Genomic DNA, 21,143 nt, shown 5'->3' on the forward strand with positions numbered 1-21,143 from the left:
GGTCCACTGTGGCGAATGGCGGGAACCGACCCATCGCGCCGGTCCGCAAGCTGATCGCCGCGGTGCTCGGCACCGTGGCGACGTTCGTCGTGCTGTTCGGTCTCGGCATGACGAGCTGGGCGATCGTGGCCCTCGGCGTGGCCCTGCTGGTGCTGGCCGTCGCCCTGGCCACCGTGCGCGGCGGTGGACGCACCTGGGTGATCGGTGTCGGGCACGTGCACAGCGCCTCCGAGCCGCCCACCCAGTACGCCTTCGGCCGGTGCGAGCTGCAACTGGTGATCGACGCGCCGGGTCTGCCACCCCGCTCGAAGAAGATCATCGAGCCGCGGGTGCCGGTGGCGAAGTGGCCGTCGCTGGGGCAGACCCTGCCGATCCGGGTGGCGTTGGACGACCAGCGGCACATCCGGGTCCTCTGGGACGAGGTGCCCACCCACTCCGAGTCCGCCGCCATGACCGACCTGCCCCCCGAGTACGCCGACGCCGAACCCGTCGAGGAGGTGCTGATCGCCCAGGAGGCACCGCCGTGGGCCGGTCGCAGCGCCGACGACGACTTCCACGACGACCTGCGCGACGACTTCCGCGACCCGCCGCCGGCCGACCCGCTGGGCGACCCGGTCGGCGACCCGGTGCTCACCGAGGAGCGGGAGCCCGTGGTGGTGCACCAGCGTCCGGGCGGCCCGGTCGTCCTGGAGGGCATCGTCGTCGAGCAGCCGCAGGCCGGGGGCACGCTGCCCCGCCGGGCCACCCCCGCGCCGCGCCCGCCCGCCGAGGAGCGCTTCGACGCCGCGCCGGTCGACCCGATCGACGTCCCGTTGGACGACCCGCAGCCGGCCGACCGGATCAACCCCGACGAGCTGGACGAGGCGATCTTCGGCTACGACCCGGAGACCGTCGCGGACGCCGACGACGAGAGCGCCCCGATCAGCGGCGTCGGGCTGACCCTCCTGGTCACCGACCTGTCCCGCTCGCTCGACTTCTACCGGTCGCTCGGCTTCACCGAGGTGGACCGGGGCTCCGGCAACGCGGTGCTCGCCTCCGGCAGCACCCGCCTGGTGCTGCGGGAGATCACCGAGGCCGCCCCGATCAGCCGCCGCCTGGTGCACGTCAACCTGGAGGTGGACGACATCGACGCGGCCTACCGGCGGCTCAGGGAGTCCGGCGTCAAGTTCACCTACGCGCCCCGAGTGGTCAACCGGGGCAGCCGCCTGGAGGTCTGGGCTGCCGCCTTCCGCGACCCGGACGGGCACGGCATCGCCCTGACCCAGTGGCGGGAGCGCGCCGAGGCCTGACCGCGCCGGGTCAGCCGAGGATGACCCGGCGGACGTGCAGCGCGTACGCCCACACCAGGGCGAAGATGATCCCCAGCACCAGCAGCGACCAGTGCAGCAGGCCGGCGAGCATCAGCAGTCCCTGGAGCACGGTGCCGCCGTGCCACGCCCAGGACCGACCCATCTGGCCGGCCAGCACCACGCAGGCGACCGCGAGGGTCACGATCACCGCGACGGCGCCGCCGCCCAGCTCCCCGCCGACCACCCGGATCGGCTGGATGGCGAGCAGCAGCACGACCGCCTCCAGGGCCAGCGTCCCGGCGCCGAGGCCCCGGACCGCCTTCACCGGGTTGCGCAGCCCGGAACGCCGCCGCCCCGGCTGCTCGCCACCGGTCCCCTCGTCGCCGACCCGCTCGGGGCCGGTCCGCGCGTCGCCGGTCCGCTCGGGGCCGGTCCGCGCATCGCCGGTCCGCTCCGGGCCGCCGGTCTGCGGCGCGGAGTCCCGGTTCGCGGGCCCGACGCCGGGGCCGTCCTCCACCGGGCCGGTCATCGCTTGAGCAGCCGTCGGGCGTCGGCCACGGTCACCACCGAACCGGTGATCAGGACGCCCACCCCGGCCAGCTCGCCCGGGACGTCCGACTCCGCCTCGGCGACGGCCGCCTCGATCGCGTCCGGCATCTCGTCGGTGACCTGCACCCGCTCCGGCCCGAAGACCTCCCGGGCCAACTCGGCCAGCTCGTCGGCCGGCATCGCCCGGGGCGAGCTGTTGCGGGTCACCACGATCGAGTCGAGCACCGGCTCCAGCAGCTCCAGCAGGCTGGCGGCGTCCTTGTCCGCCAGTACGGCGAGCACCCCGACCAGCTTGCTGAACGCGAACTCCTCCTGCAGGGCGGTGACGGTGGCGCTCATCCCGTGCGGGTTGTGCGCCCCGTCGAGCAGGACCGTCGGCGCGGTGCGCACCTTCTCCAGCCGGCCGGGCGAGCTGGCGGCGGCGAAGCCCTCGCGGACGGCCTCGATGTCGAGCTGCCGCCGCGCCCCCGCCCCGAGGAACGCCTCGACGGCGGCCAGCGCCACCGCCGCGTTCTGCGCCTGGTGCGCCCCGTGCAGCGGGATGAAGATCTCCTCGTACACCCCGCCGAGGCCCTGGATGGTCAGCACCTGGCCGCCGACGGCGACGGCCCGGCGCAGCACGCCGAACTCGGAGCCCTCCCGGGCGACGGTCGCGCCGACCTCGGCGCACCGCTCCAGGATCGGCCGGGCGGCCTCCTCCTCCTGCGCCGCCGCGATCACGGTCGCGCCCTGGTGGATGATGCCCGCCTTGTGCAGGGCGATGTCCTCCAGCGTGTCGCCGAGCCACTCGGTGTGGTCGAGGCCGATCGGGGTCAGCACCGCCACCCCGGCCTGGAGCACGTTTGTGGCGTCCTCGGCACCCCCGAGCCCCACCTCGACCACCGCCACGTCGACGGGCGCGTCGGCGAAGGTGGCGAACGCCAGCGCCGTGGTCATGTCGAAGTAGGTCAGCGGCTCGGACGAGCGCTGGTCCACCAGCTCGGCCAGCGGCGCCACCTCGCGGTACACGGTGACGAAGCGGTCCTCGCTGACCGGCTCACCGTCCAGGCTGATCCGTTCCCGGACCGACTCCAGGTGCGGGCTGGTGTAGCGGCCGGTGTGCAGGCCGAACGCCCGCAGCAGCGAGTCGATCATCCGGGCGGTCGAGGTCTTGCCGTTGGTCCCGGTCAGATGGATCGACGGGTACGCCCGCTGCGGGCTGCCGAGCAGGTCGAGCAGGGACTCGATGCGGTCCAGCTCGAACACCATGCGGGTGAAGCCCCGGGCGGCCAGCTCGGCGTCGACGGCGGCGAAATCGGTACGGTCGGTCACGAGGACAGCGCCTCCAGGGCGGCGTCGATCCGGACCAGGTCCGCTTCGGCCACCGCCAGCCGTTCGCGGATCTTGGCGACCACCGGCTCCGGGGCCTTGCCCACGAAGGCCGGGTTGTCCAGCTTCGCGCGGGCCTGCGCGGCCTCCTTCTCGGCGGCGGCGCGGTCCTTGGTCAGCCGGGCCCGCTCCGCCGCGACGTCGATCGAGCCCCGGGTGTCCAGCTCGACGGAGACCTCGCCGGGCATGGCGAGGGTGGCGCTGGCCTGGAAGCCGTCGCCGGGGGCGTCGAGTCGGACCAGGGAGCGGATCAGCCGCTCGTGGGCCGCGACGCCGGCGACGGTCAACCCGTCGAGCCGGGCGGCGACCCGCTGGGTCGGGCGCAGGCCCTGGTCGGAGCGGAACCGCCGGATCTCGGTCACCACCCGCTGCACGGTGCCGATCTCCCGCTCGGCGGCGTCGTCGATCCCGCCCCGGTCGGCGACCGGCCAGGCCGCCGTCATGATCGTCTCGCCGCCGGTGAGCGCGGTCCACAGCTCCTCGGTGACGAACGGGATGACCGGGTGCAGCAGCCGCAGCAGCTGGTCCAGCACGTGTCCGAGCACCCGCCGGGTGGCCTCGGCCGCCGGACCGCCCTCGGCGAGCACCGGCTTGCTCAGCTCCACGTACCAGTCGCAGACGTCGTCCCAGGCGAAGTGGTAGAGCAGGTCGCAGACCTTCGCGAACTCGTACGCCTCGAACTGTTCGTCCACCTCGGCGGTGACGTGCGCCAGCCGGGACAGGATCCACCGGTCCACGGTGGAGAGGTCCGTCGGCAGCGGCCCGTCGGTGTGCGCGCCGTTGAGCAGCGCGAACCGGGTGGCGTTCCAGAGCTTGTTGCAGAAGTTGCGGGAGCCCTGGCACCAGTCCTCGCTGACCGGCACGTCCCCGCCGGGGTTCGCGCCGCGAGCCAGGGTGAAGCGGGTGGCGTCGGCGCCGTACCGGTCGATCCAGTCCAGCGGGTCGACCACGTTGCCGAACGACTTGGACATCTTCTTGCCGTGCTGGTCGCGGACCATGCCGTGCAGGGCCACCGTGTCGAACGGCTGCCGGCCGTCCATCGCGTACAGGCCGAACATCATCATCCGGGCGACCCAGAAGAAGAGGATGTCGTACCCGGTGACCAGCACGCTGGTCGGGTAGAACTTCGCCAGGTCCGGCGTCTGCTCGGGCCAGCCCAGGGTGGAGAACGGCCACAGCCCGCTGGAGAACCAGGTGTCCAGGACGTCCTCGTCCTGACGCCAGCCCTCGCCGCTGGGCGGCTGCTCGTCCGGACCGACGCAGACGATCTCGTCGTTCGGGCCGTACCAGACCGGGATGCGGTGGCCCCACCAGAGCTGGCGGGAGATGCACCAGTCGTGCATGTTGTCGACCCAGGCGAAGTAGCGCTTGGCCAGCTCCGCCGGCTCGATCTTCACCCGGCCGTCGCGGACCGCGTCACCGGCCGCCTCGGCCAGCGGGGCGGTGTTGACGAACCACTGCAGCGACAGGCGCGGCTCCACCGTCGTACGGCAACGCGAGCAGTGCCCGACCGCGTGCACGTACGGCCGCTTCTCGGCCACGATCCGGCCCTGCTCGCGCAGCGCGGCGACGATTGCCGGCCGCGCCTCGTACCGGTCCAGGCCCTGGAACGGGCCGTGCGCGGTGATCACGCCGCGCTCGTCCATGATCGTCAGGGACGGCAGGCCGTGCCGCTGGCCGATCTCGAAGTCGTTCGGGTCGTGCGCCGGGGTCACCTTGACCATGCCGGTGCCGAACGCCGGGTCGACGTGCTCGTCGGCGACGATCGGGATCCGCCGGTCGGTCAGCGGGACGGCGACCTCCGTGCCGATCAGGTGCCGGTACCGCTCGTCGTCCGGGTGCACGGCGACCGCGGTGTCACCGAGCATCGTCTCGGCCCGGGTGGTGGCGACGACGACGTCGTCGCTGTACCGGATCGAGATCAGCTCGCCCTCGTCGTCGGTGTGCTCCACCTCGATGTCGGACAGGGCGGTGAGGCAGCGCGGGCACCAGTTGATGATCCGGTTGGCCCGGTAGATCAGCCCGTCGTCGTAGAGCTTCTTGAACATGGTCTGCACCGCGCGGGACAGGCCCTCGTCCATGGTGAAGCGCTCACGGTCCCAGTCGACGGAGTCGCCGAGGCGGCGCATCTGGCCGAGGATCGCGCCGCCGGACTCGCCCTTCCACTGCCAGACCCGCTCGACGAACTTCTCCCGGCCGAGGTCGTGCCGGGACAGCCCCTGGCCGGCGAGCTGCCGCTCGACGACGTTCTGGGTGGCGATGCCGGCGTGGTCCATGCCGGGCAGCCAGAGCGCCTCGAAGCCCTGCATCCGCTTGCGGCGGACCAGCGCGTCCTGGACGGTGTGGTCCAGCGCGTGGCCCATGTGCAGGGAGCCGGTGACGTTGGGCGGCGGGATGACGATGGTGAAGGGGGGCTTGTCGCTCTCCGCCGACGCCCGGAAGTGGCCGGCGGCTACCCACTGCTCGTACCGTCGCTGCTCTACCTCGCCGGGCTGGTACTGGCCGGCAAGGGTCGGGGCGTCGGGGCGTCGGGCATCCAGTCTCTCGGTCACCCTGAAAGTCTACGGAGCGCTTCGGCGGACCTGACGTGCGCCACCTGTCATTCGCGTACGGTGGCGGACATGTCCGACGCACATCTCAGCGAGCGTGAGCTCATCGAGGGGCCCGAGCCGGTCGACCTGACCGACGAGCCGATCCGCCTGAGCAACCACGACCCGGCGGTCGACCCGGACGCCGGCACCCGGCCGTCGCGCCGTCGGCGGATCGCCCTGACCGTGGCGCTCGTGGTGGGTCTCGCCGGCGCCGCCGCCCTCGGTACGGCCGGCTGGCGCATCATGGAGCAGAAGGACACCCGGCTCAGCACCCCGGACAGCGTCGCCGGGCTGGTCCGCGACGACTCGGACCGGGCCCGCAGCACCGCCGAGTACCTGCGCGACGGTTTCGCCGCCGACATCGACCTCGACCGCAGCTTCGGCACGGTCTACCGCGACCCGGCGCGCGAGGACCGGCCGGCCCTGGTCTTCGGCGGCACCACCCTGCTGTGGCAGCCGGAGCGTGACCTGGACAGCCTCTTCGGGCTGATGGCCGACGAGACGGGCCGGGTGGCCGGCCTGCGCACCGTGTCCGCCGGCCGCTTCGGCGGCGTGATGAAGTGCGGCACGACCCGTGGCGACGGTGGCGACTTCGCGATCTGCGGCTGGGCCGACCACGGCAGCGTGGCGATGGCGATGTTCCCCAACCGCCCCGTCGACGACGCGGCGCGGCTGTTCCGCGAGATCCGCGAGACCATCCAGACCCGGGGCTGACCGGCCCCGTCCGGGCCGCGGCCACCACAGCCCTCCCCGGGGTACGCGCACCCTTGGCTGTCACACCGATCGCCGGCTCCTGGCCGGCGATCGGGTGCTGGCTGATCCGATGACCTGGGGGCCCAGCGCCAGCGGCGTCACCGCCGCCCGCTGGAGGCCGAACTGACCCGGCGCTCACCGCCGAATCTTCGATCCGAACGGGATCTGACCCGCTGATTCCGGCTGCCGAAAGATCTGGGAATGCAGTTAGGGCCACCCCGTGTGGGGTGGCCCTAACTGAATGGATGTCCGGCGGTGTCCTACTCTCCCACACCCTCCCGAGTGCAGTACCATCGGCGCTGGAGGGCTTAGCTTCCGGGTTCGGAATGTTACCGGGCGTTTCCCCTCCGCCATGACCGCCGTAACTCTATGAACATGTCAAAACAACCCGTGGGTGTTTGCGTGTTCAGAGTTGCACAGTGGACGCGTAGCAGCTTCGTAGTCAAGTCCTCGGCCTATTAGTACCGGTCAACTGAACCCGTTACCGGGCTTACATTTCCGGCCTATCAACCCAGTCGTCTAGCTGGGGGCCTTACCCACTCAAAGAGTGGTGGGATACCTCATCTTGAAGCGAGCTTCCCGCTTAGATGCTTTCAGCGGTTATCCCTTCCGAACGTAGCTAACCAGCCGTGCCCCTGGCGGGACAACTGGCACACCAGAGGTTCGTCCGTCCCGGTCCTCTCGTACTAGGGACAGCCCTTCTCAAGTATCCTACGCGCACGGCGGATAGGGACCGAACTGTCTCACGACGTTCTAAACCCAGCTCGCGTACCGCTTTAATGGGCGAACAGCCCAACCCTTGGGACCTGCTACAGCCCCAGGATGCGACGAGCCGACATCGAGGTGCCAAACCATCCCGTCGATATGGACTCTTGGGGAAGATCAGCCTGTTATCCCCGGGGTACCTTTTATCCGTTGAGCGACACCGCTTCCACTCGCAAGTGCCGGATCACTAGTCCCGACTTTCGTCCCTGCTCGACCTGTCAGTCTCACAGTCAAGCTCCCTTGTGTACTTGCACTCAACACCTGATTGCCAACCAGGCTGAGGGAACCTTTGGGCGCCTCCGTTACCCTTTAGGAGGCAACCGCCCCAGTTAAACTACCCACCAGACACTGTCCCTGAACCGGATAACGGTCCGAAGTTAGATACCCAAATCAACCAGAGTGGTATTTCAAGATTGCCTCCACCCATACTGGCGTATGGACTTCACCGGCTCCCACCTATCCTACACAAGCTAATTCGGATACCAATGTCAAGCTATAGTAAAGGTCCCGGGGTCTTTCCGTCCTGCCGCGCGTAACGAGCATCTTTACTCGTACTGCAATTTCGCCGGGCCTGTGGTTGAGACAGTGGGGAAGTCGTTACGCCATTCGTGCAGGTCGGAACTTACCCGACAAGGAATTTCGCTACCTTAGGATGGTTATAGTTACCACCGCCGTTTACTGGCGCTTAAGTTCTCCGCTTCGCCCCGAAGAGCTAACAGGTCCCCTTAACGTTCCAGCACCGGGCAGGCGTCAGTCCATATACATCGAATTACTTCTTCGCATGGACCTGTGTTTTTAGTAAACAGTCGCTTCCCCCTGCTCTCTGCGGCCATACAACGCTCCACCCGCGCGGGGCTTCACGTCTCCGGCCCCCCTTCTCCCTAAGTTACGGGGGCAATTTGCCGAGTTCCTTAACCACAGTTCGCCCGATCGCCTCGGTATTCTCTACCTGACCACCTGTGTCGGTTTGGGGTACGGGCCGCTCAGAACTCGCTAGAGGCTTTTCTCGGCAGCATAGGATCACTGACTTCACCTGAATCGGCTCGGCATCACGTCTCAGCCTCCATGCACCACGGATTTGCCTATGGTGCGGCCTACACGCTTACCCCGGCACAACCACCGGCCGGGATCAGCTACCTTCCTGCGTCACCCCATCGCTTGACTACTACCCGCCAGGTTCCCACGCTCCCCAACCTCGACCCGAAGGTCTCGGCTGGTTCGGGTGGTTAGCACAACGAGGTTCATCAGGGTCGCTCTTTCGCGGGTACGGGAATATCAACCCGTTGTCCATCGACTACGCCTCTCGGCCTCGCCTTAGGTCCCGACTCACCCAGGGCGGATTAGCCTGGCCCTGGAACCCTTGGTCATCCGGCGGAAGGGTTTCTCACCCTTCTTTCGCTACTCATGCCTGCATTCTCACTCGTGCCGCGTCCACAACTAGGTCACCCCGTTGCTTCACCCCCGGCACGACGCTCCCCTACCCATCCACACACCTGCACAAGGAATCAAGTCCAAGCGAGGTTGAAATGTGAATGCCACAGCTTCGGCGGTGTGCTTGAGCCCCGCTACATTGTCGGCGCGGAACCACTTGACCAGTGAGCTATTACGCACTCTTTAAAGGGTGGCTGCTTCTAAGCCAACCTCCTGGTTGTCTATGCGACCCCACATCCTTTTCCACTTAGCACACGCTTAGGGGCCTTAGCTGGTGATCTGGGCTGTTTCCCTCTCGACTACGAAGCTTATCCCCCGCAGTCTCACTGCCGCGCTCTCACTTACCGGCATTCGGAGTTTGGCTGATTTCGGTAAGCTTGTGGGCCCCCTAGACCATCCAGTGCTCTACCTCCGGCAAGAAACACGCGACGCTGCACCTAAATGCATTTCGGGGAGAACCAGCTATCACGGAGTTTGATTGGCCTTTCACCCCTAACCACAGGTCATCCCCCAACTTTTCAACGTTGGTGGGTTCGGCCCTCCACGCGGTCTTACCCGCGCTTCAGCCTGCCCATGGCTAGATCACTCCGCTTCGGGTCTAGGACATGCGACTCGATCGCCCTATTCAGACTCGCTTTCGCTACGGCTCCCCCACACGGGTTAACCTCGCCACATGCCACTAACTCGCAGGCTCATTCTTCAAAAGGCACGCCGTCACCCCGCAAGGCTCCGACGGATTGTAGGCGAACGGTTTCAGGTACTATTTCACTCCCCTCCCGGGGTACTTTTCACCATTCCCTCACGGTACTCGTCCGCTATCGGTCACCAGGAAGTATTTAGGCTTACCAGGTGGTCCTGGCAGATTCACGGCAGATTTCAGGGGTCCGCCGCTACTCGGGAACACCCACAGAAGGTCAGCAACTTTCACCTACCGGACTCTCACCGCCTACGGTCAGCCATTCCAGACTGTTCGGCTAGCCACTGACTTTATAACTCCTCGAACAAGTGTCAGCTTGTTCAGCGGGGTCCCACAACCCCGACCACGCAACCCCTGACAGGTATCACACGCAGCCGGTTTAGCCTCAATCCGCTTTCGCTCGCCACTACTCACGGAATCACTAAATTTGTTTTCTCTTCCTACGGGTACTGAGATGTTTCACTTCCCCGCGTTCCCCCCACACACCCTATGTGTTCAGGTGCGGGTGACACCACATGACTGGTGCCGGGTTTCCCCATTCGGACACCCTGGGATCACAGCTTGGTTGACAGCTCCCCCAGGCCTATCGCGGCCTCCCACGTCCTTCATCGGCTCCTGGTGCCAAGGCATCCACCGTTCGCCCTTGACAACTTGACCACAAAGATGCTCGCGTCCACTGTGCAATTCTCAACAAACAACCAACCCACAACCCACAGCGCGACACCAAACCCGACCACCGCCGGCGGTATGCCACACCAGGTCATGCCTGGCAACCGTCCCCCACCACAGTGGGGTCATGGTTCTGAAAGACAACCCTCGGGTTGTTCCTTCAGGACCCAACAGGGTGCTTAGCGCCTCTTCCCAGCCGCATCAGGAGCCAACCGTTCCCACCACCGAAGTGGCTGTACTAGGCGCCCCCGACCGTTGCCGAGGAAAAACTGGCCAGTGTCTCCGCCATTGAGCACCCCACCATCACGTTCGGATGGCGTGGGCTCCATACCGTCTTTCGACGGATGGTGCTCCTTAGAAAGGAGGTGATCCAGCCGCACCTTCCGGTACGGCTACCTTGTTACGACTTCGTCCCAATCGCCAGCCCCACCTTCGACGGCTCCCTCCCACAAGGGGTTGGGCCACCGGCTTCGGGTGTTGCCGACTTTCGTGACGTGACGGGCGGTGTGTACAAGGCCCGGGAACGTATTCACCGCAGCGTTGCTGATCTGCGATTACTAGCGACTCCGACTTCACGGGGTCGAGTTGCAGACCCCGATCCGAACTGAGACCGGCTTTTTGGGATTCGCTCCACCTCACGGTATCGCAGCCCATTGTACCGGCCATTGTAGCATGCGTGAAGCCCTGGACATAAGGGGCATGATGACTTGACGTCATCCCCACCTTCCTCCGAGTTGACCCCGGCAGTCTTCGATGAGTCCCCGCCATAACGCGCTGGCAACATCGAACGAGGGTTGCGCTCGTTGCGGGACTTAACCCAACATCTCACGACACGAGCTGACGACAGCCATGCACCACCTGTGACCGCCCCCGAAGGACCTCACATCTCTGCGAGTTTTGCGGCCATGTCAAACCCAGGTAAGGTTCTTCGCGTTGCATCGAATTAATCCGCATGCTCCGCCGCTTGTGCGGGCCCCCGTCAATTCCTTTGAGTTTTAGCCTTGCGGCCGTACTCCCCAGGCGGGGCGCTTAATGCGTTAGCTGCGGCACAGGGAACCGGAGAGGCCCCCCACACCTAGCGCCCAACGTTTACAGCGTGGACTACCAGGGTATCTAATCCTGTTCGCTCCCCACGCTTTCGCTCCTCAGCGTCAGTATCGGCCCAGAGACCCGCCTTCGCCACCGGTGTTCCTCCTGATATCTGCGCATTTCACCGCTACACCAGGAATTCCAGTCTCCCCTACCGAACTCTAGCCTGCCCGTATCGACCGCAGGCTTGGGGTTGAGCCCCAAGTTTTCACGGTCGACGCGACAAGCCGCCTACGAGCTCTTTACGCCCAATAAATCCGGACAACGCTCGCGCCCTACGTCTTACCGCGGCTGCTGGCACGTAGTTGGCCGGCGCTTCTTCTGCAGGTACCGTCACTTACGCTTCGTCCCTGCTGAAAGAGGTTTACAACCCGAAGGCCGTCATCCCTCACGCGGCGTCGCTGCATCAGGCTTCCGCCCATTGTGCAATATTCCCCACTGCTGCCTCCCGTAGGAGTCTGGGCCGTGTCTCAGTCCCAGTGTGGCCGGTCGCCCTCTCAGGCCGGCTACCCGTCGTCGCCTTGGTAGGCCATCACCCCACCAACAAGCTGATAGGCCGCGAGCCCATCCCAGGCCGAAAAACTTTCCACCACCAACCATGCGATCGGAGGTCATATTCGGTATTAGCCCCGGTTTCCCGGGGTTATCCCAAAGCCTAGGGCAGGTTGCTCACGTGTTACTCACCCGTTCGCCGCTCGAGTACCCCGAAGGGCCTTTCCGCTCGACTTGCATGTGTTAAGCACGCCGCCAGCGTTCGTCCTGAGCCAGGATCAAACTCTCCAACAAAAACTTGTCGAACAGCAAACCCTGACAACAAAAGTGTTGCCAAAGGAATCCCCACCAGCCAGACCACAGCCTGACCAGCACGGGGTATAAATCAAATTGGCACTGGCTTATCAAGCACCCTGTTGAGTTCTCAAAGAACAACCACACACCGCCCAGAACCCCACAACCGTGGAGCCCCGACCCGGGGCAACCTCTCTAACTTACCCGGTCCGACTTCCGCCGTCAACCTCGTATCCGAGGTGATCAACTTGGTTCGGTCCGTTCCACGCTGACGCACGCCGTATCCGGCGGTCGTTTCTGTCGTGGGAAGCGGCAGACCGGCCGATCGCCGCTCTCACGGCCATCCGCCCGGCTCCCTGCCGGCTTTCGAACTCTACCCGGCCGGCTTCGCGATCGCAACTCCGTCTTCCGGAGTGTGTCGCACCGCCCGATCCTCAGTCTCGCTCGGCGTCTCCGCCACGAGCCTGGTGCCCGCTCTCGGCCGGTTTGTCCGGCCTCCCGCGTGCAGAGAGAAAGTTACGCGGACGGCCCCCAGAAGGCAAATCAATGATCGTCATTGCGATGCGACGAGGGTTCCGCCACCCGGTCCGCGTGTCCCACCGCGATGGGCGGCTCGGTGGCGCCGGCGGCGTGCCAGAGTGGCTGCCATGGATGACGTGTCGCGGTCCCCGGTGGTCCCCCTCGCCGAAGAGGCACTGCTCGGACTGCTGCTGCCCTTCTGGCAGCTGGTGATCGGCGCCGTCGTGCTCGTCGTCGTCCTGTTGTCCCTGGCGCGCCTGGCGCGGCGCGGACGGTCACGCATGGGCACCGCCCTGCTGGTGACCGCCACCGCGATCGTCGGACTCACCGTGCTCGGCGTGCTCCTGCAGGACTAGGACGTCGGCGCCTGGTCCGCCCGGGCGACCGCTCCACGAGGACATGTTCGGGCACCACACCGGACTCCGGGCTCGCCGCCCGACGCTGCCCGGACTCCGTCCGGCGTCGACCGGGCACGCCGGCGCCCCGCCCTGGGGGCGTAGCTACAGCCGGCGGTTGGCCAGGCTGGGCAACTCCGCCCGGATGGTGCGCAGCCGGTCGAGGTCCAGGTCGACGACGGTCAGCCCGGGGCCGTCCGGCACCTGGCCGAGCACCGTCCCCCAGGGGTCGACCACCATGCTGCGCCCGAAGCACGTCCGACCCGGGTCGTGGTCGCCGGTCTGTCCGGCGGCGGCCACGAAGCACTGGTTCTCGATCGCCCGCGCCCGCAGCAGCACCTCCCAGTGGTCCCGGCCGGTGTGCGCCATGAACGCCGCCGGCACGACGAGCAGGTGTGCTCCCCCGTCGGTGGCGAGCTGCCGGTAGAGCTCGGGAAAGCGCAGGTCGTAGCAGATCGACAGGCCGACCCGCACCCCTTCGACGTCGACCACCACCGGCTGGTCGCCCGGTGCGACGGTCGCCGACTCCAGGTAGGAGACCCGGCCGGGGATCTCTACGTCGTACAGATGGATCTTGCGGTAGCTGGCGGCGAGAGCGCCGGATCGGTCGAAGACCAGCGACGTGTTCCAGGTGTGCTCGGGATCCGGGCCGGCCTCGTGGAAGGAACCGGCGACGACCCAGATGCCGAGCCGGGCCGCGACGCCTCCGAAGAACGTCCCCACCGTGCCGTCCACCGGCTCCGGTGCCGGCATGCCCGCAGCGTGGCCGAGGTAGTCGACGTACTCGGGAAGGACCGCGAGATCGGCGCCGGCCGCCGCGGCCCTGACCAGCAGGGCCTCCGCGGCGGCCAGGTTGGCCGCACGGTCGTCGCGGGCGTTGAGCTGGCAGACGGCGACACGCATGGCGATCAGCGTACGACCGGAGCCCGGCCGGCGACAGCGTCAGGTGCGCCCATCGGCTGGGGAGCCGCCGACGGAGGTCGCCCGGGAAGAGACGGGAGCACGGCCCCTGCGCGGTGGCCGTGCTCTCGTCGTCAGCGTCTGCGGTGGTGGCCGGTCAGGCCGACTTCTCCTCGCGATCCCGGCGGGCCCGGCGACCGGTGAACTCGCGCGGGACGATCGTCGGGTTGACGTTCTCCAGGACCACCTCGCGGGTGATCAGCACGCGGGCGGCGTCCGGGTTGCTGGGCACCTCGTACATCACGGAGAGGAGGACCTCCTCCATGATGGCGCGCAGGCCACGAGCGCCCGTGCCGCGCAGCATCGCCTGGTCGGCGATCGCCTCCAGCGCCGGCGGCTCGAACTCCAGCTCCACCCCGTCCAGCTCGAAGAGACGCTGGTACTGCCGGACCAGCGCGTTGCGGGGCTCGGTGAGGATGCGCACCAGGGCGGTGCGGTCCAGGCTGCGCACGTTGGTGATCACGGGCAGCCGGCCGATGAACTCGGGGATCAGCCCGAACTTGAGCATGTCCTCCGGCATGACCTGGCTGAAGATGTCGTCGGTCGAGCGCTCGGAGACCGACCGGAGCCGGGCGCCGAAGCCGGTGCCGCCGTGACCGGTGCGGGCCTCGATGATCTGGTCGAGGCCGGCGAAGGCGCCACCGCAGATGAACAGCACGTTGGTGGTGTCGATCTGGATGAACTCCTGGTGCGGGTGCTTGCGCCCGCCCTGCGGCGGCACGTTCGCCACCGTGCCTTCGAGCATCTTCAGCAGCGCCTGCTGCACGCCCTCGCCGGAGACGTCCCGGGTGATCGACGGGTTCTCCGACTTACGGGCGATCTTGTCGACCTCGTCGATGTAGATGATGCCGGTCTCGGCGCGCTTGATGTCGTAGTCCGCGGCCTGGATCAGCTTGAGGAGGATGTTCTCCACGTCCTCGCCGACGTACCCGGCCTCGGTGAGGGCGGTGGCGTCGGCGATCGCGAACGGCACGTTGAGCATCCGGGCCAGGGTCTGCGCCAGGTGGGTCTTGCCGCAGCCGGTCGGGCCGAGCAGCAGGATGTTGGACTTGGCCAGCTCGACGCCGTCGTTGCCGGAGCCCGGCGCGCCGGCCGCCTCGGCCTGGATCCGCTTGTAGTGGTTGTAGACCGCGACGGCGAGCGCCTTCTTGGCCTGTTCCTGCCCGACGACGTAGTTGTCGAGGAACTGGCAGATCTCCATCGGCTTGGGAAGCTCTTCCCACTTCACCTCGCCGGACTCGGCCAGCTCCTCCTCGATGATCTCGTTGCAGAGATCGATGCACTCGTCGCAGATGTAGACCCCTGGGCCCGCGATGAGCTTCTTGACCTGCTTCTGGGACTTGCCACAGAAGGAGCACTTCAGTAGGTCGCCGCCGTCACCGATCCGTGCCACCTACGTTCTCCCTGCACTCGTCGGCCGGAGCCCGGCCCTGACCTGCGGGCGCGCCGGGCGCCCGTCCGTCTGAATCCCTGCCGCCGGTCCGACCCGGCACAGCGGTACGGACCCGACGTTACCCGCTGGCGGAGGTTTCTCCGACCCCCAAAACGGGTGTGTCAGAGGTCGGCCGGGAACGACGCGCCGACCGACCTCCGACCCGGTCTGGCTCAGCTCGCGGCGTTCGCCGCGAGCAGGCCCTTCTTGCGGCTGGTCAGGATCGTGTCGACCAGCCCGTACTCCTTGGCCTCCTCGGCCGTCATGATCTTGTCCCGGTCGATGTCCTTGCGGACCTTCTCGATCGGGCGGTTGCAGTGCCGGGAGAGCATGTCCTCCAGCTGGGTCCGCATCCGCAGGATCTCCCGGGCCTGGATCTCGATGTCCGAGCCCTGGCCGTAGCCGCCCTCGGTGGCCGGCTGGTGGATGATGATCCGCGAGTTCGGCAGCGCCATCCGCTTGCCCGGGGTGCCGGCCGAGAGCAGCACGGCCGCCGCGCTCGCCGCCTGGCCCAGGCAGACGGTGGAGATGTCCGGCCGGACGTACTGCATGGTGTCGTAGATCGCCGTCATGGCGGTGAACGACCCACCCGGCGAGTTGATGTACATGATGATGTCGCGGTCCGGGTCGGTGCCCTCGAGCGTCAGCAGCTGCGCCATCACGTCGTTGGCGGACGCGTCGTCCACCTGGACGCCGAGGAAGATGATCCGGTCCTCGAAGAGCTTGTTGTACGGGTTCGACTCCTTGACCCCGTACGACGTGCGCTCCACGAACGACGGGAGGACGTAGCGGTTGTGCACGGCCGCGAACTGGGGCGGCAGGCTCAGGTCGGTCATCGTCAGCTCCTCGGTCAGCTCAGGGTCCCGGCGCCTTCCGGAACCTGTGCGGCTCCGGTGATCACCTTGTCGATGAAGCCGTAGTCCATGGCCTCCTTGGCGGTGAACCAGCGGTCGCGGTCCGAGTCCGCCTCGATCTGGGCCTGGGTCTGGCCGGTGTGGAACGCGACCCGCTCCTGGAACATCCGCTTGGTGTAGAGCATCTGCTCGGCCTGGATCGCGATGTCCGAGGCGGTGCCGCCCATGCCGCCGGACGGCTGGTGCATCATGATCCGCGCGTGCGGCAGGGCGTACCGCTTGCCCTTGGTGCCCGCGCAGAGCAGCAGCTGGCCCATCGAGGCCGCCATGCCCATCGCCACGGTCGACACGTCGTTGTCGATGTACTGCATGGTGTCGTAGATCGCCATGCCGGAGTAGACCGAGCCACCCGGCGAGTTGATCCAGAGGAAGATGTCCCGGTCCGGGTCCTCCGCCGCGAGCAGCAGCAGCTGCGCGCAGATGCGGTTGGCCACCTGGTCGTTCACCTCGCTGCCCAGGAAGATGATGCGCTCCTTGAGCAACCGGTTGTAGACCGAGTCGTCGAGGTTGCCAATTGAGTCGCCACCGCGGGCTTCGATCGCCCGGAGCGGCTTCGCTGGGATGTGCATGTCGGTCATGGCAGCCCTTCGCTCTCCGTACCGTCGTACCCGACACTAACCGCTCAGCCGGGTGATCGACTCCCGGTCGGGACAGTGTTCGCTATCAGCGCAGCTGTCCTCGGGACGTACCCGGAAAAGGGTTTCGGCCGCCGTCCACCGCAACGGGCGGACGGCGGCCTACCAGGGACGGTCAGTGCTCGTGGTCGTGGTCGTGCGCCTGCTCGCTCTCGGCGCGCAGCGCGTCGAGGGTGACCTCGTTGCCGGCGGTGTCCTTGATCTTGATCTTCTCCATCACGGCGGCGAGGGCCTTGCCGCGACGGACGTCGCCGAAGACGGCGCCGGCGGCGCCGGAGCGCACCAGCTGGTCGTAGTACTGCTGCGGGGCCATGCCGGCGCGCTGCGCCCGGTGCACGATCTCGTGGCCGAACTCGTCGTCGGAGACCTGGACGTCCTCGGCGTCGGCCAGGGTGTCCAGCAGGAGCTGGATCTTGACGCCCTCGGTCGCCGCCTCGTTCAGCTCGGCGTCGATCTGCTCCTCGGTCTTCTCCTCGGCGGCGAGGTACTCCTCCAGGGAGGCGCCGATCCGCTCAAGCTGGTCGATCATGGCAGCCTTGCGGCTCTCGACCTCCTCGCGGACGACACCCTCCGGCGCCGGCACCTCGGCGGCGGCCACCATCTGCTCCAGGGCCTTGTCCCGGGCGGCGTAGATCTGCTCGACCCGCTTGCCCCGGGTGACCCGCTCGCGCACGTCGGCGCGCAGCTCCTCGATGGTGTCGAACTCGCTCGCCATCTGCGCGAAGTCGTCGTCCAGCTCCGGCAGCTCCTTCTCCTTGACCGTGCGGACGGTCACCGCCACCTCGGCGTCACGGCCGGCGAAGTCGCCGCCCACGAGCTGGGTGGTGAAGGTGGTGCTCTCCCCGGCGGCGAGGCCGACCAGGGCCTCGTCCAGCCCCGGCAGGAGCTGCTTGCTGCCGACCTCGTGCGAGATGTTGCTCGCCTGGCCGCCCGGCACGTCCTCGCCGTCGACGGTGGCGTTCAGGTCGATCTGGACGTAGTCGCCCTCCTGGGCGGCGCGCTCGACGGTCTTGAGGGTGGCGAACCGCTCGCGCAGGCCCTTCACCTGCTCGTCGATCTCGCTGTCGTCGATCTGCAGCTCGTCGACGGTCACCTCGACGGTGGCCGGGTCCGGCAGGGTGATCTCCGGGCGCACGTCGACCTCGGCGGTGAAGTTGAGCGAGTCACCGTCGTTGAACTCGGTGATGTCGACCTCTGGGCGACCCAGGGTCTTCAGGTCGTGCTCCCGGACCGCGGCGAGGATGTTCTGCGGGATGGCCTCCTGGATCGCCTCGTTGAGGACGGTCCCCCGGCCCACCCGCTGGTCGATGACGGCGGCCGGCACCTTGCCCCGGCGGAAGCCGGGAACCTGGACCTGCTGGCCGATCTCCCGGTACGCCTTCTTGAGGCTCGGCTCGAGCTCGACGAACGGCACCTCGATGGCGAGCCGCACGCGCGTCGGGCTCAGAGTCTCGACGGTGCTCTTCACAGGCGTACTCCTTGACGGATCTCAGTTGAGTCTGGGCGTGATTCAGCCCATCGAGTGTAGGCGAGCCGGCCGGACGCTCCGGCAGCGCCCGGGCAACCGCGCAAACAGCGATGCCCCGGCGCCCGGCCGCGGACGACAGTCGGGGTGGCGGGATTTGAACCCACGGCCCCTCGCTCCCAAAGCGAGTGCGCTACCAAGCTGCGCCACACCCCGTGGCGACGAGAAGTGTATGCCTTGGGGACCGGTGCGAGGTGTCGGGGCGGGCTCCAACGCGCCGAACCGGCAGCAACCGGGCGCCCTCCCGCGCCGCGCCCACGACCGTCGGGGCCCCGTTGCCGGGCCGGACCCCGGGCCGTCGGGGCGTCGGGGGCGGGCGCGGCGCGTGGGAGAAGCCTTTTGCGCGTCCGGTGGGCGGACCGGGTAGGCTGTCGGCGCGTCCCGGCGGTGTCGGGGCGTACGCGGGCGTAGCTCAATGGCAGAGCTTCAGTCTTCCAAACTGACGGTGCGGGTTCGATTCCCGTCGCCCGCTCCAACAGCCTCCGGCCCAGGTCAGCGGCTGCATCCCGCGATCCTGGGCCGGTCGGCCACTCCTCCGCTTCGATCTTGTGGGCCATCCGTGGGCCATTAGCTGCTCTGGCTGCCCTTGCCTCGGGTCTGCCGGGCGATCCGCCGGTCCATGGCCGAGGCGATCTCACGGTCCCGCTCGCTGGTCGCGTGCTGGTAGATCAACGCCGCACGCATGCTCGCGTGCCCCATTCGCTGGATCAGTTCGCGAGTGCTCGCGCCAGAGGCTGCGGCGAGGATGTTGCCGGTATGGCGCAGGTCATGGAAGTGGAAGCCGGGCAGCCCGAGCGCTGCGACCGTCCGCGTCCACTTGGCCGCACGGCCGAAGTTGCCGGATCGCAGCAGCGCGCCCTTGTCGCCGGTGAAGACCGGGGCGTCAGCGTCGACGGCAGTGAACTCGGCCAGATGCGCCCGCAGGGCTTCCACGGTGGCGGCCGGCAGGGCGACGACCCGGACCCCGGCCGCCGACTTGGGCGGCCCGAATTCCAGGTGACTCCGGAGGGAGCGACTGCCCAGCCGATCGAGCGCCGGTCACTGCGCGAGGAGACCACCAACGGAGTCCTCCGGGACCAGGCCGTCGAGGTACTGCACAAGTGGGCCGACATCCTGCCGTCGCCCGTCGAGCCCAAGTTCTGAGGCAAGTCCGACGTCCTCCGTCGACTGATGGGCGACACTCGTCCGCCAACTGATCTGCGACACCTCAGCACGCTGATCGCGGTAGATGCGGAAGAACCCTGGTGCGCCATGTAGCGGCCGACTCCGTTCTGCCCCTAGCGTGCCCCTGTGGGCGAGGGTCAGAAGAGCCGGAGCATACGTCTATCCAAGATCAAACGCCCCGGAGGCATCTTCTGGTTCGACCTGGAGCCGGTCCGTCAGGACCGTGACGGAACCTGGCTGCGAGGCCTGGCTGGTTCACCATGGGGTGCTCCGCATGACAGTGGCACTCTTCCGATACCGGTCGTGGTTCTCCTCACCGCGGGCCGCCCCTGGGTGGCGTGGTGGGTCGGGGACCCTACTGATCGGCGGCTTGAGATCGACGTCTGCCTCCCGCCGGAGCAGACCGCAGCAGGCTGGCGGTATATCGATCTCGAACTGGACCCAGTGCTCCACGAGCGAGATTCGCGTGTCGAGATCGAAGACTGGGACGAATACGAACAGGCGTGCCGCGACGGCTGGATGAGCGCGGATGACGCCAAGCTCGCACAGTCCACGGCCGAAGATCGGGCCGAGGCACTCCGGCGCCGTGACGAGCCCTGGCAGGAGCGCGGATGGCAGTTGCTCTCTCAGCAGAGGTGAGGACCCGCATGGCGCAAGCTCACCGGCGTGACAGCACCTTGCGTCGGCGGCCATCCTGTCGCCCCTAGCGTGCTGGATCTGTCGCACATCACCTGGCGGAACTGCGTCGCACATCAGCTGTCGGATCACACTGAGGCAAGTCCGAGCACTGCCGAATTCCGCTCTATCACATCAAGGCGGCCCGCAAGCGGGCCGCGCCGGCCCGGCCCCGGCCTGCTGGCGACCTCCGGCCGGCATCGGCCGGGCCGGCCGGCCACGCTTGGGACGACCAGGACTCTGAAGACCTCGGGGCTCTGCCCCGAACCCCGGCCCTCCTCAGAGATCGGCCGGGCGGATCCCCTCATCGGGCACCACAAGGGCTACCAGCCTCCCTGGACGGTCTGGCGACTGCCCGACGAGGAGATCCTCAGCAAACCGGTTGTGCCCTTGTCGATTCGCTGTCCCATCCATCAGGCAGGCCTGGGCTGGGCCAGGAAGGATCCGAGCGAAAGTTGACGTAGGTCCCGTCGAATGGATAAGCACCTTCCTCGGCCAGCTTGATCAAGCGCATGCCTTCCTGCCGCGCGGCATCCGCTGCCTCGGCATCGGGGTAGAGAGGGTGACCGATGCGAGCGGCAAGCTCGTCTTCATCCTTCCACTGCCGGTTGCCACGCGGATCTATGACGACGTCAAGCAGCAGGTCGGTCGTGTCCACGCTGCTGTCACGCCGAAAGTAGGGCGTCTCAACGTTGACATACCACCCCACGAAGGCGCTTTCCTTGTAGAACCACCAGATCGAGTGCCAGGCTCCGGGTGGCATCAGCACCAGGATGTCGTAATCACGCCAGGCCTTGCGTACGAGTTGAGGCTGGCGCATCTGATCGACGGGCAGCTGATGTTGTGTCTTCCCATCGGCGTCAACCAAGGTGGCAAACTCGCTGCCGACGGGCTTCCAGAGCAGCAGCCCCGCGTCGTCATCGCTGACGACCCGCAT

15 protein-coding genes, 2 tRNA genes, 3 rRNA genes and 1 pseudogene are annotated in these 21,143 nt (G+C 67.4%); 6 read left to right on the plus strand and 15 right to left on the minus strand.

Annotated features, from left to right (window positions below; translation table 11 throughout):
- Window positions 1–8: 8 nt before the first annotated feature.
- Window positions 9–1,289, plus strand: coding sequence for a VOC family protein (locus GA0070614_RS09635; RefSeq protein ID WP_088975636.1), 1,281 nt, complete (start codon window positions 9–11; stop codon window positions 1,287–1,289).
- A 10-nt stretch (window positions 1,290–1,299) separates the two neighbouring features.
- Here the strand turns inward: GA0070614_RS09635 and GA0070614_RS09640 are convergent, their stop codons facing one another.
- The 3 genes from GA0070614_RS09640 to GA0070614_RS09650 are packed head-to-tail and all read right to left on the minus strand — an operon-like array spanning window position 1,300 to window position 5,758.
- Window positions 1,300–1,818, minus strand: coding sequence for a DUF4233 domain-containing protein (locus GA0070614_RS09640; RefSeq protein ID WP_088975637.1), 519 nt, complete (start codon window positions 1,816–1,818; stop codon window positions 1,300–1,302).
- Window positions 1,815–3,149 (minus strand): bifunctional folylpolyglutamate synthase/dihydrofolate synthase, encoded by a 1,335-nt coding sequence (locus tag GA0070614_RS09645; RefSeq protein WP_088975638.1) that lies wholly within the window; start codon window positions 3,147–3,149, stop codon window positions 1,815–1,817. The genes GA0070614_RS09640 and GA0070614_RS09645 overlap by 4 nt, the downstream gene beginning before the upstream one ends.
- Window positions 3,146–5,758, minus strand: a complete 2,613-nt coding sequence (locus tag GA0070614_RS09650) for a valine--tRNA ligase (RefSeq protein ID WP_088975639.1) — start codon at window positions 5,756–5,758, stop codon at window positions 3,146–3,148. Before GA0070614_RS09650 ends, GA0070614_RS09645 begins: the two co-directional genes overlap by 4 nt.
- Before the next feature lie 69 nt (window positions 5,759–5,827).
- Here GA0070614_RS09650 and GA0070614_RS09655 point away from each other — a divergent pair, with 69 nt between their 5' ends.
- Window positions 5,828–6,511 carry a hypothetical protein gene (locus GA0070614_RS09655; RefSeq protein WP_088975640.1) on the plus strand — a complete coding sequence of 228 codons (684 nt, stop codon included), beginning with the start codon at window positions 5,828–5,830 and terminating at the stop codon, window positions 6,509–6,511.
- 286 nt (window positions 6,512–6,797) lie between these two features.
- Here GA0070614_RS09655 and rrf read toward each other — a convergent pair.
- From rrf to GA0070614_RS09670, 3 genes are all read right to left on the minus strand, one after another.
- Window positions 6,798–6,914: ribosomal RNA gene (gene rrf / locus GA0070614_RS09660) — 5S ribosomal RNA — on the minus strand.
- 74 nt (window positions 6,915–6,988) lie between these two features.
- Window positions 6,989–10,100 (minus strand): 23S ribosomal RNA (locus GA0070614_RS09665).
- 370 nt (window positions 10,101–10,470) lie between these two features.
- A 16S ribosomal RNA gene (locus tag GA0070614_RS09670) occupies window positions 10,471–11,987 on the minus strand.
- Together the 16S, 23S and 5S rRNA genes form the textbook arrangement of a ribosomal RNA operon.
- Window positions 11,988–12,634: 647 nt before the next feature.
- Between GA0070614_RS09670 and GA0070614_RS09675 the strand changes: the two genes are divergently transcribed.
- Window positions 12,635–12,862 carry a hypothetical protein gene (locus tag GA0070614_RS09675; RefSeq protein WP_088975641.1) on the plus strand — a complete coding sequence of 76 codons (228 nt, stop codon included), beginning with the start codon at window positions 12,635–12,637 and terminating at the stop codon, window positions 12,860–12,862.
- A 144-nt stretch (window positions 12,863–13,006) separates the two neighbouring features.
- Here the strand turns inward: GA0070614_RS09675 and GA0070614_RS09680 are convergent, their stop codons facing one another.
- The 6 genes from GA0070614_RS09680 to GA0070614_RS09705 form a co-directional block, all read right to left on the minus strand.
- Complete coding sequence (locus GA0070614_RS09680; RefSeq protein ID WP_088975642.1) at window positions 13,007–13,804, minus strand: carbon-nitrogen hydrolase family protein; 798 nt, start codon at window positions 13,802–13,804, stop codon at window positions 13,007–13,009.
- A 154-nt stretch (window positions 13,805–13,958) separates the two neighbouring features.
- Window positions 13,959–15,254: an ATP-dependent Clp protease ATP-binding subunit ClpX gene (clpX, locus tag GA0070614_RS09685; RefSeq protein ID WP_088975643.1), complete on the minus strand. Its 1,296-nt coding sequence runs from the start codon at window positions 15,252–15,254 to the stop codon at window positions 13,959–13,961.
- Between the two features lie 212 nt (window positions 15,255–15,466).
- Window positions 15,467–16,129: an ATP-dependent Clp protease proteolytic subunit gene (locus GA0070614_RS09690; RefSeq protein WP_088975644.1), complete on the minus strand. Its 663-nt coding sequence runs from the start codon at window positions 16,127–16,129 to the stop codon at window positions 15,467–15,469.
- 14 nt (window positions 16,130–16,143) lie between these two features.
- Window positions 16,144–16,785: an ATP-dependent Clp protease proteolytic subunit gene (locus tag GA0070614_RS09695; RefSeq protein ID WP_088975645.1), complete on the minus strand. Its 642-nt coding sequence runs from the start codon at window positions 16,783–16,785 to the stop codon at window positions 16,144–16,146.
- Window positions 16,786–16,957: 172 nt separating this feature from the next.
- The gene (gene tig / locus GA0070614_RS09700) at window positions 16,958–18,310 is read right to left on the minus strand and encodes a trigger factor (RefSeq protein ID WP_088975646.1); all 1,353 of its coding nucleotides are present in this window, start codon (window positions 18,308–18,310) and stop codon (window positions 16,958–16,960) included.
- A gap of 139 nt (window positions 18,311–18,449) precedes the next feature.
- Window positions 18,450–18,523: transfer RNA gene (locus tag GA0070614_RS09705), tRNA-Pro, on the minus strand.
- A gap of 245 nt (window positions 18,524–18,768) precedes the next feature.
- Here GA0070614_RS09705 and GA0070614_RS09710 point away from each other — a divergent pair.
- Window positions 18,769–18,842, plus strand: a tRNA-Gly gene (locus GA0070614_RS09710).
- 92 nt (window positions 18,843–18,934) lie between these two features.
- On the opposite strand, the gene GA0070614_RS31090 is transcribed toward GA0070614_RS09710, so the two are convergent.
- Window positions 18,935–19,051, minus strand: a complete 117-nt coding sequence (locus GA0070614_RS31090) for an integrase (RefSeq protein ID WP_231933803.1) — start codon at window positions 19,049–19,051, stop codon at window positions 18,935–18,937.
- Between the two features lie 21 nt (window positions 19,052–19,072).
- Window positions 19,073–19,300 (minus strand): annotated as a pseudogene (locus GA0070614_RS31095) (site-specific integrase); the annotation flags it as partial.
- A gap of 63 nt (window positions 19,301–19,363) precedes the next feature.
- On the opposite strand from GA0070614_RS31095, the gene GA0070614_RS31100 reads away from it, so the two are divergent.
- Window positions 19,364–19,510, plus strand: coding sequence for a hypothetical protein (locus GA0070614_RS31100; protein WP_231933596.1), 147 nt, complete (start codon window positions 19,364–19,366; stop codon window positions 19,508–19,510).
- Window positions 19,511–19,834: 324 nt separating this feature from the next.
- The gene (locus tag GA0070614_RS09720) at window positions 19,835–20,170 is read left to right on the plus strand and encodes a DUF402 domain-containing protein (RefSeq protein ID WP_157744975.1); all 336 of its coding nucleotides are present in this window, start codon (window positions 19,835–19,837) and stop codon (window positions 20,168–20,170) included.
- A gap of 406 nt (window positions 20,171–20,576) precedes the next feature.
- On the opposite strand, the gene GA0070614_RS09725 is transcribed toward GA0070614_RS09720, so the two are convergent.
- A complete protein-coding gene (locus GA0070614_RS09725) occupies window positions 20,577–21,143 on the minus strand; it encodes a DUF402 domain-containing protein (protein ID WP_231933597.1) in 567 nt (188 codons plus the stop codon).

The sequence above is a fragment of the Micromonospora coxensis genome (assembly GCF_900090295.1).
GTDB classification, from domain to species: domain Bacteria; phylum Actinomycetota; class Actinomycetes; order Mycobacteriales; family Micromonosporaceae; genus Micromonospora; species Micromonospora coxensis.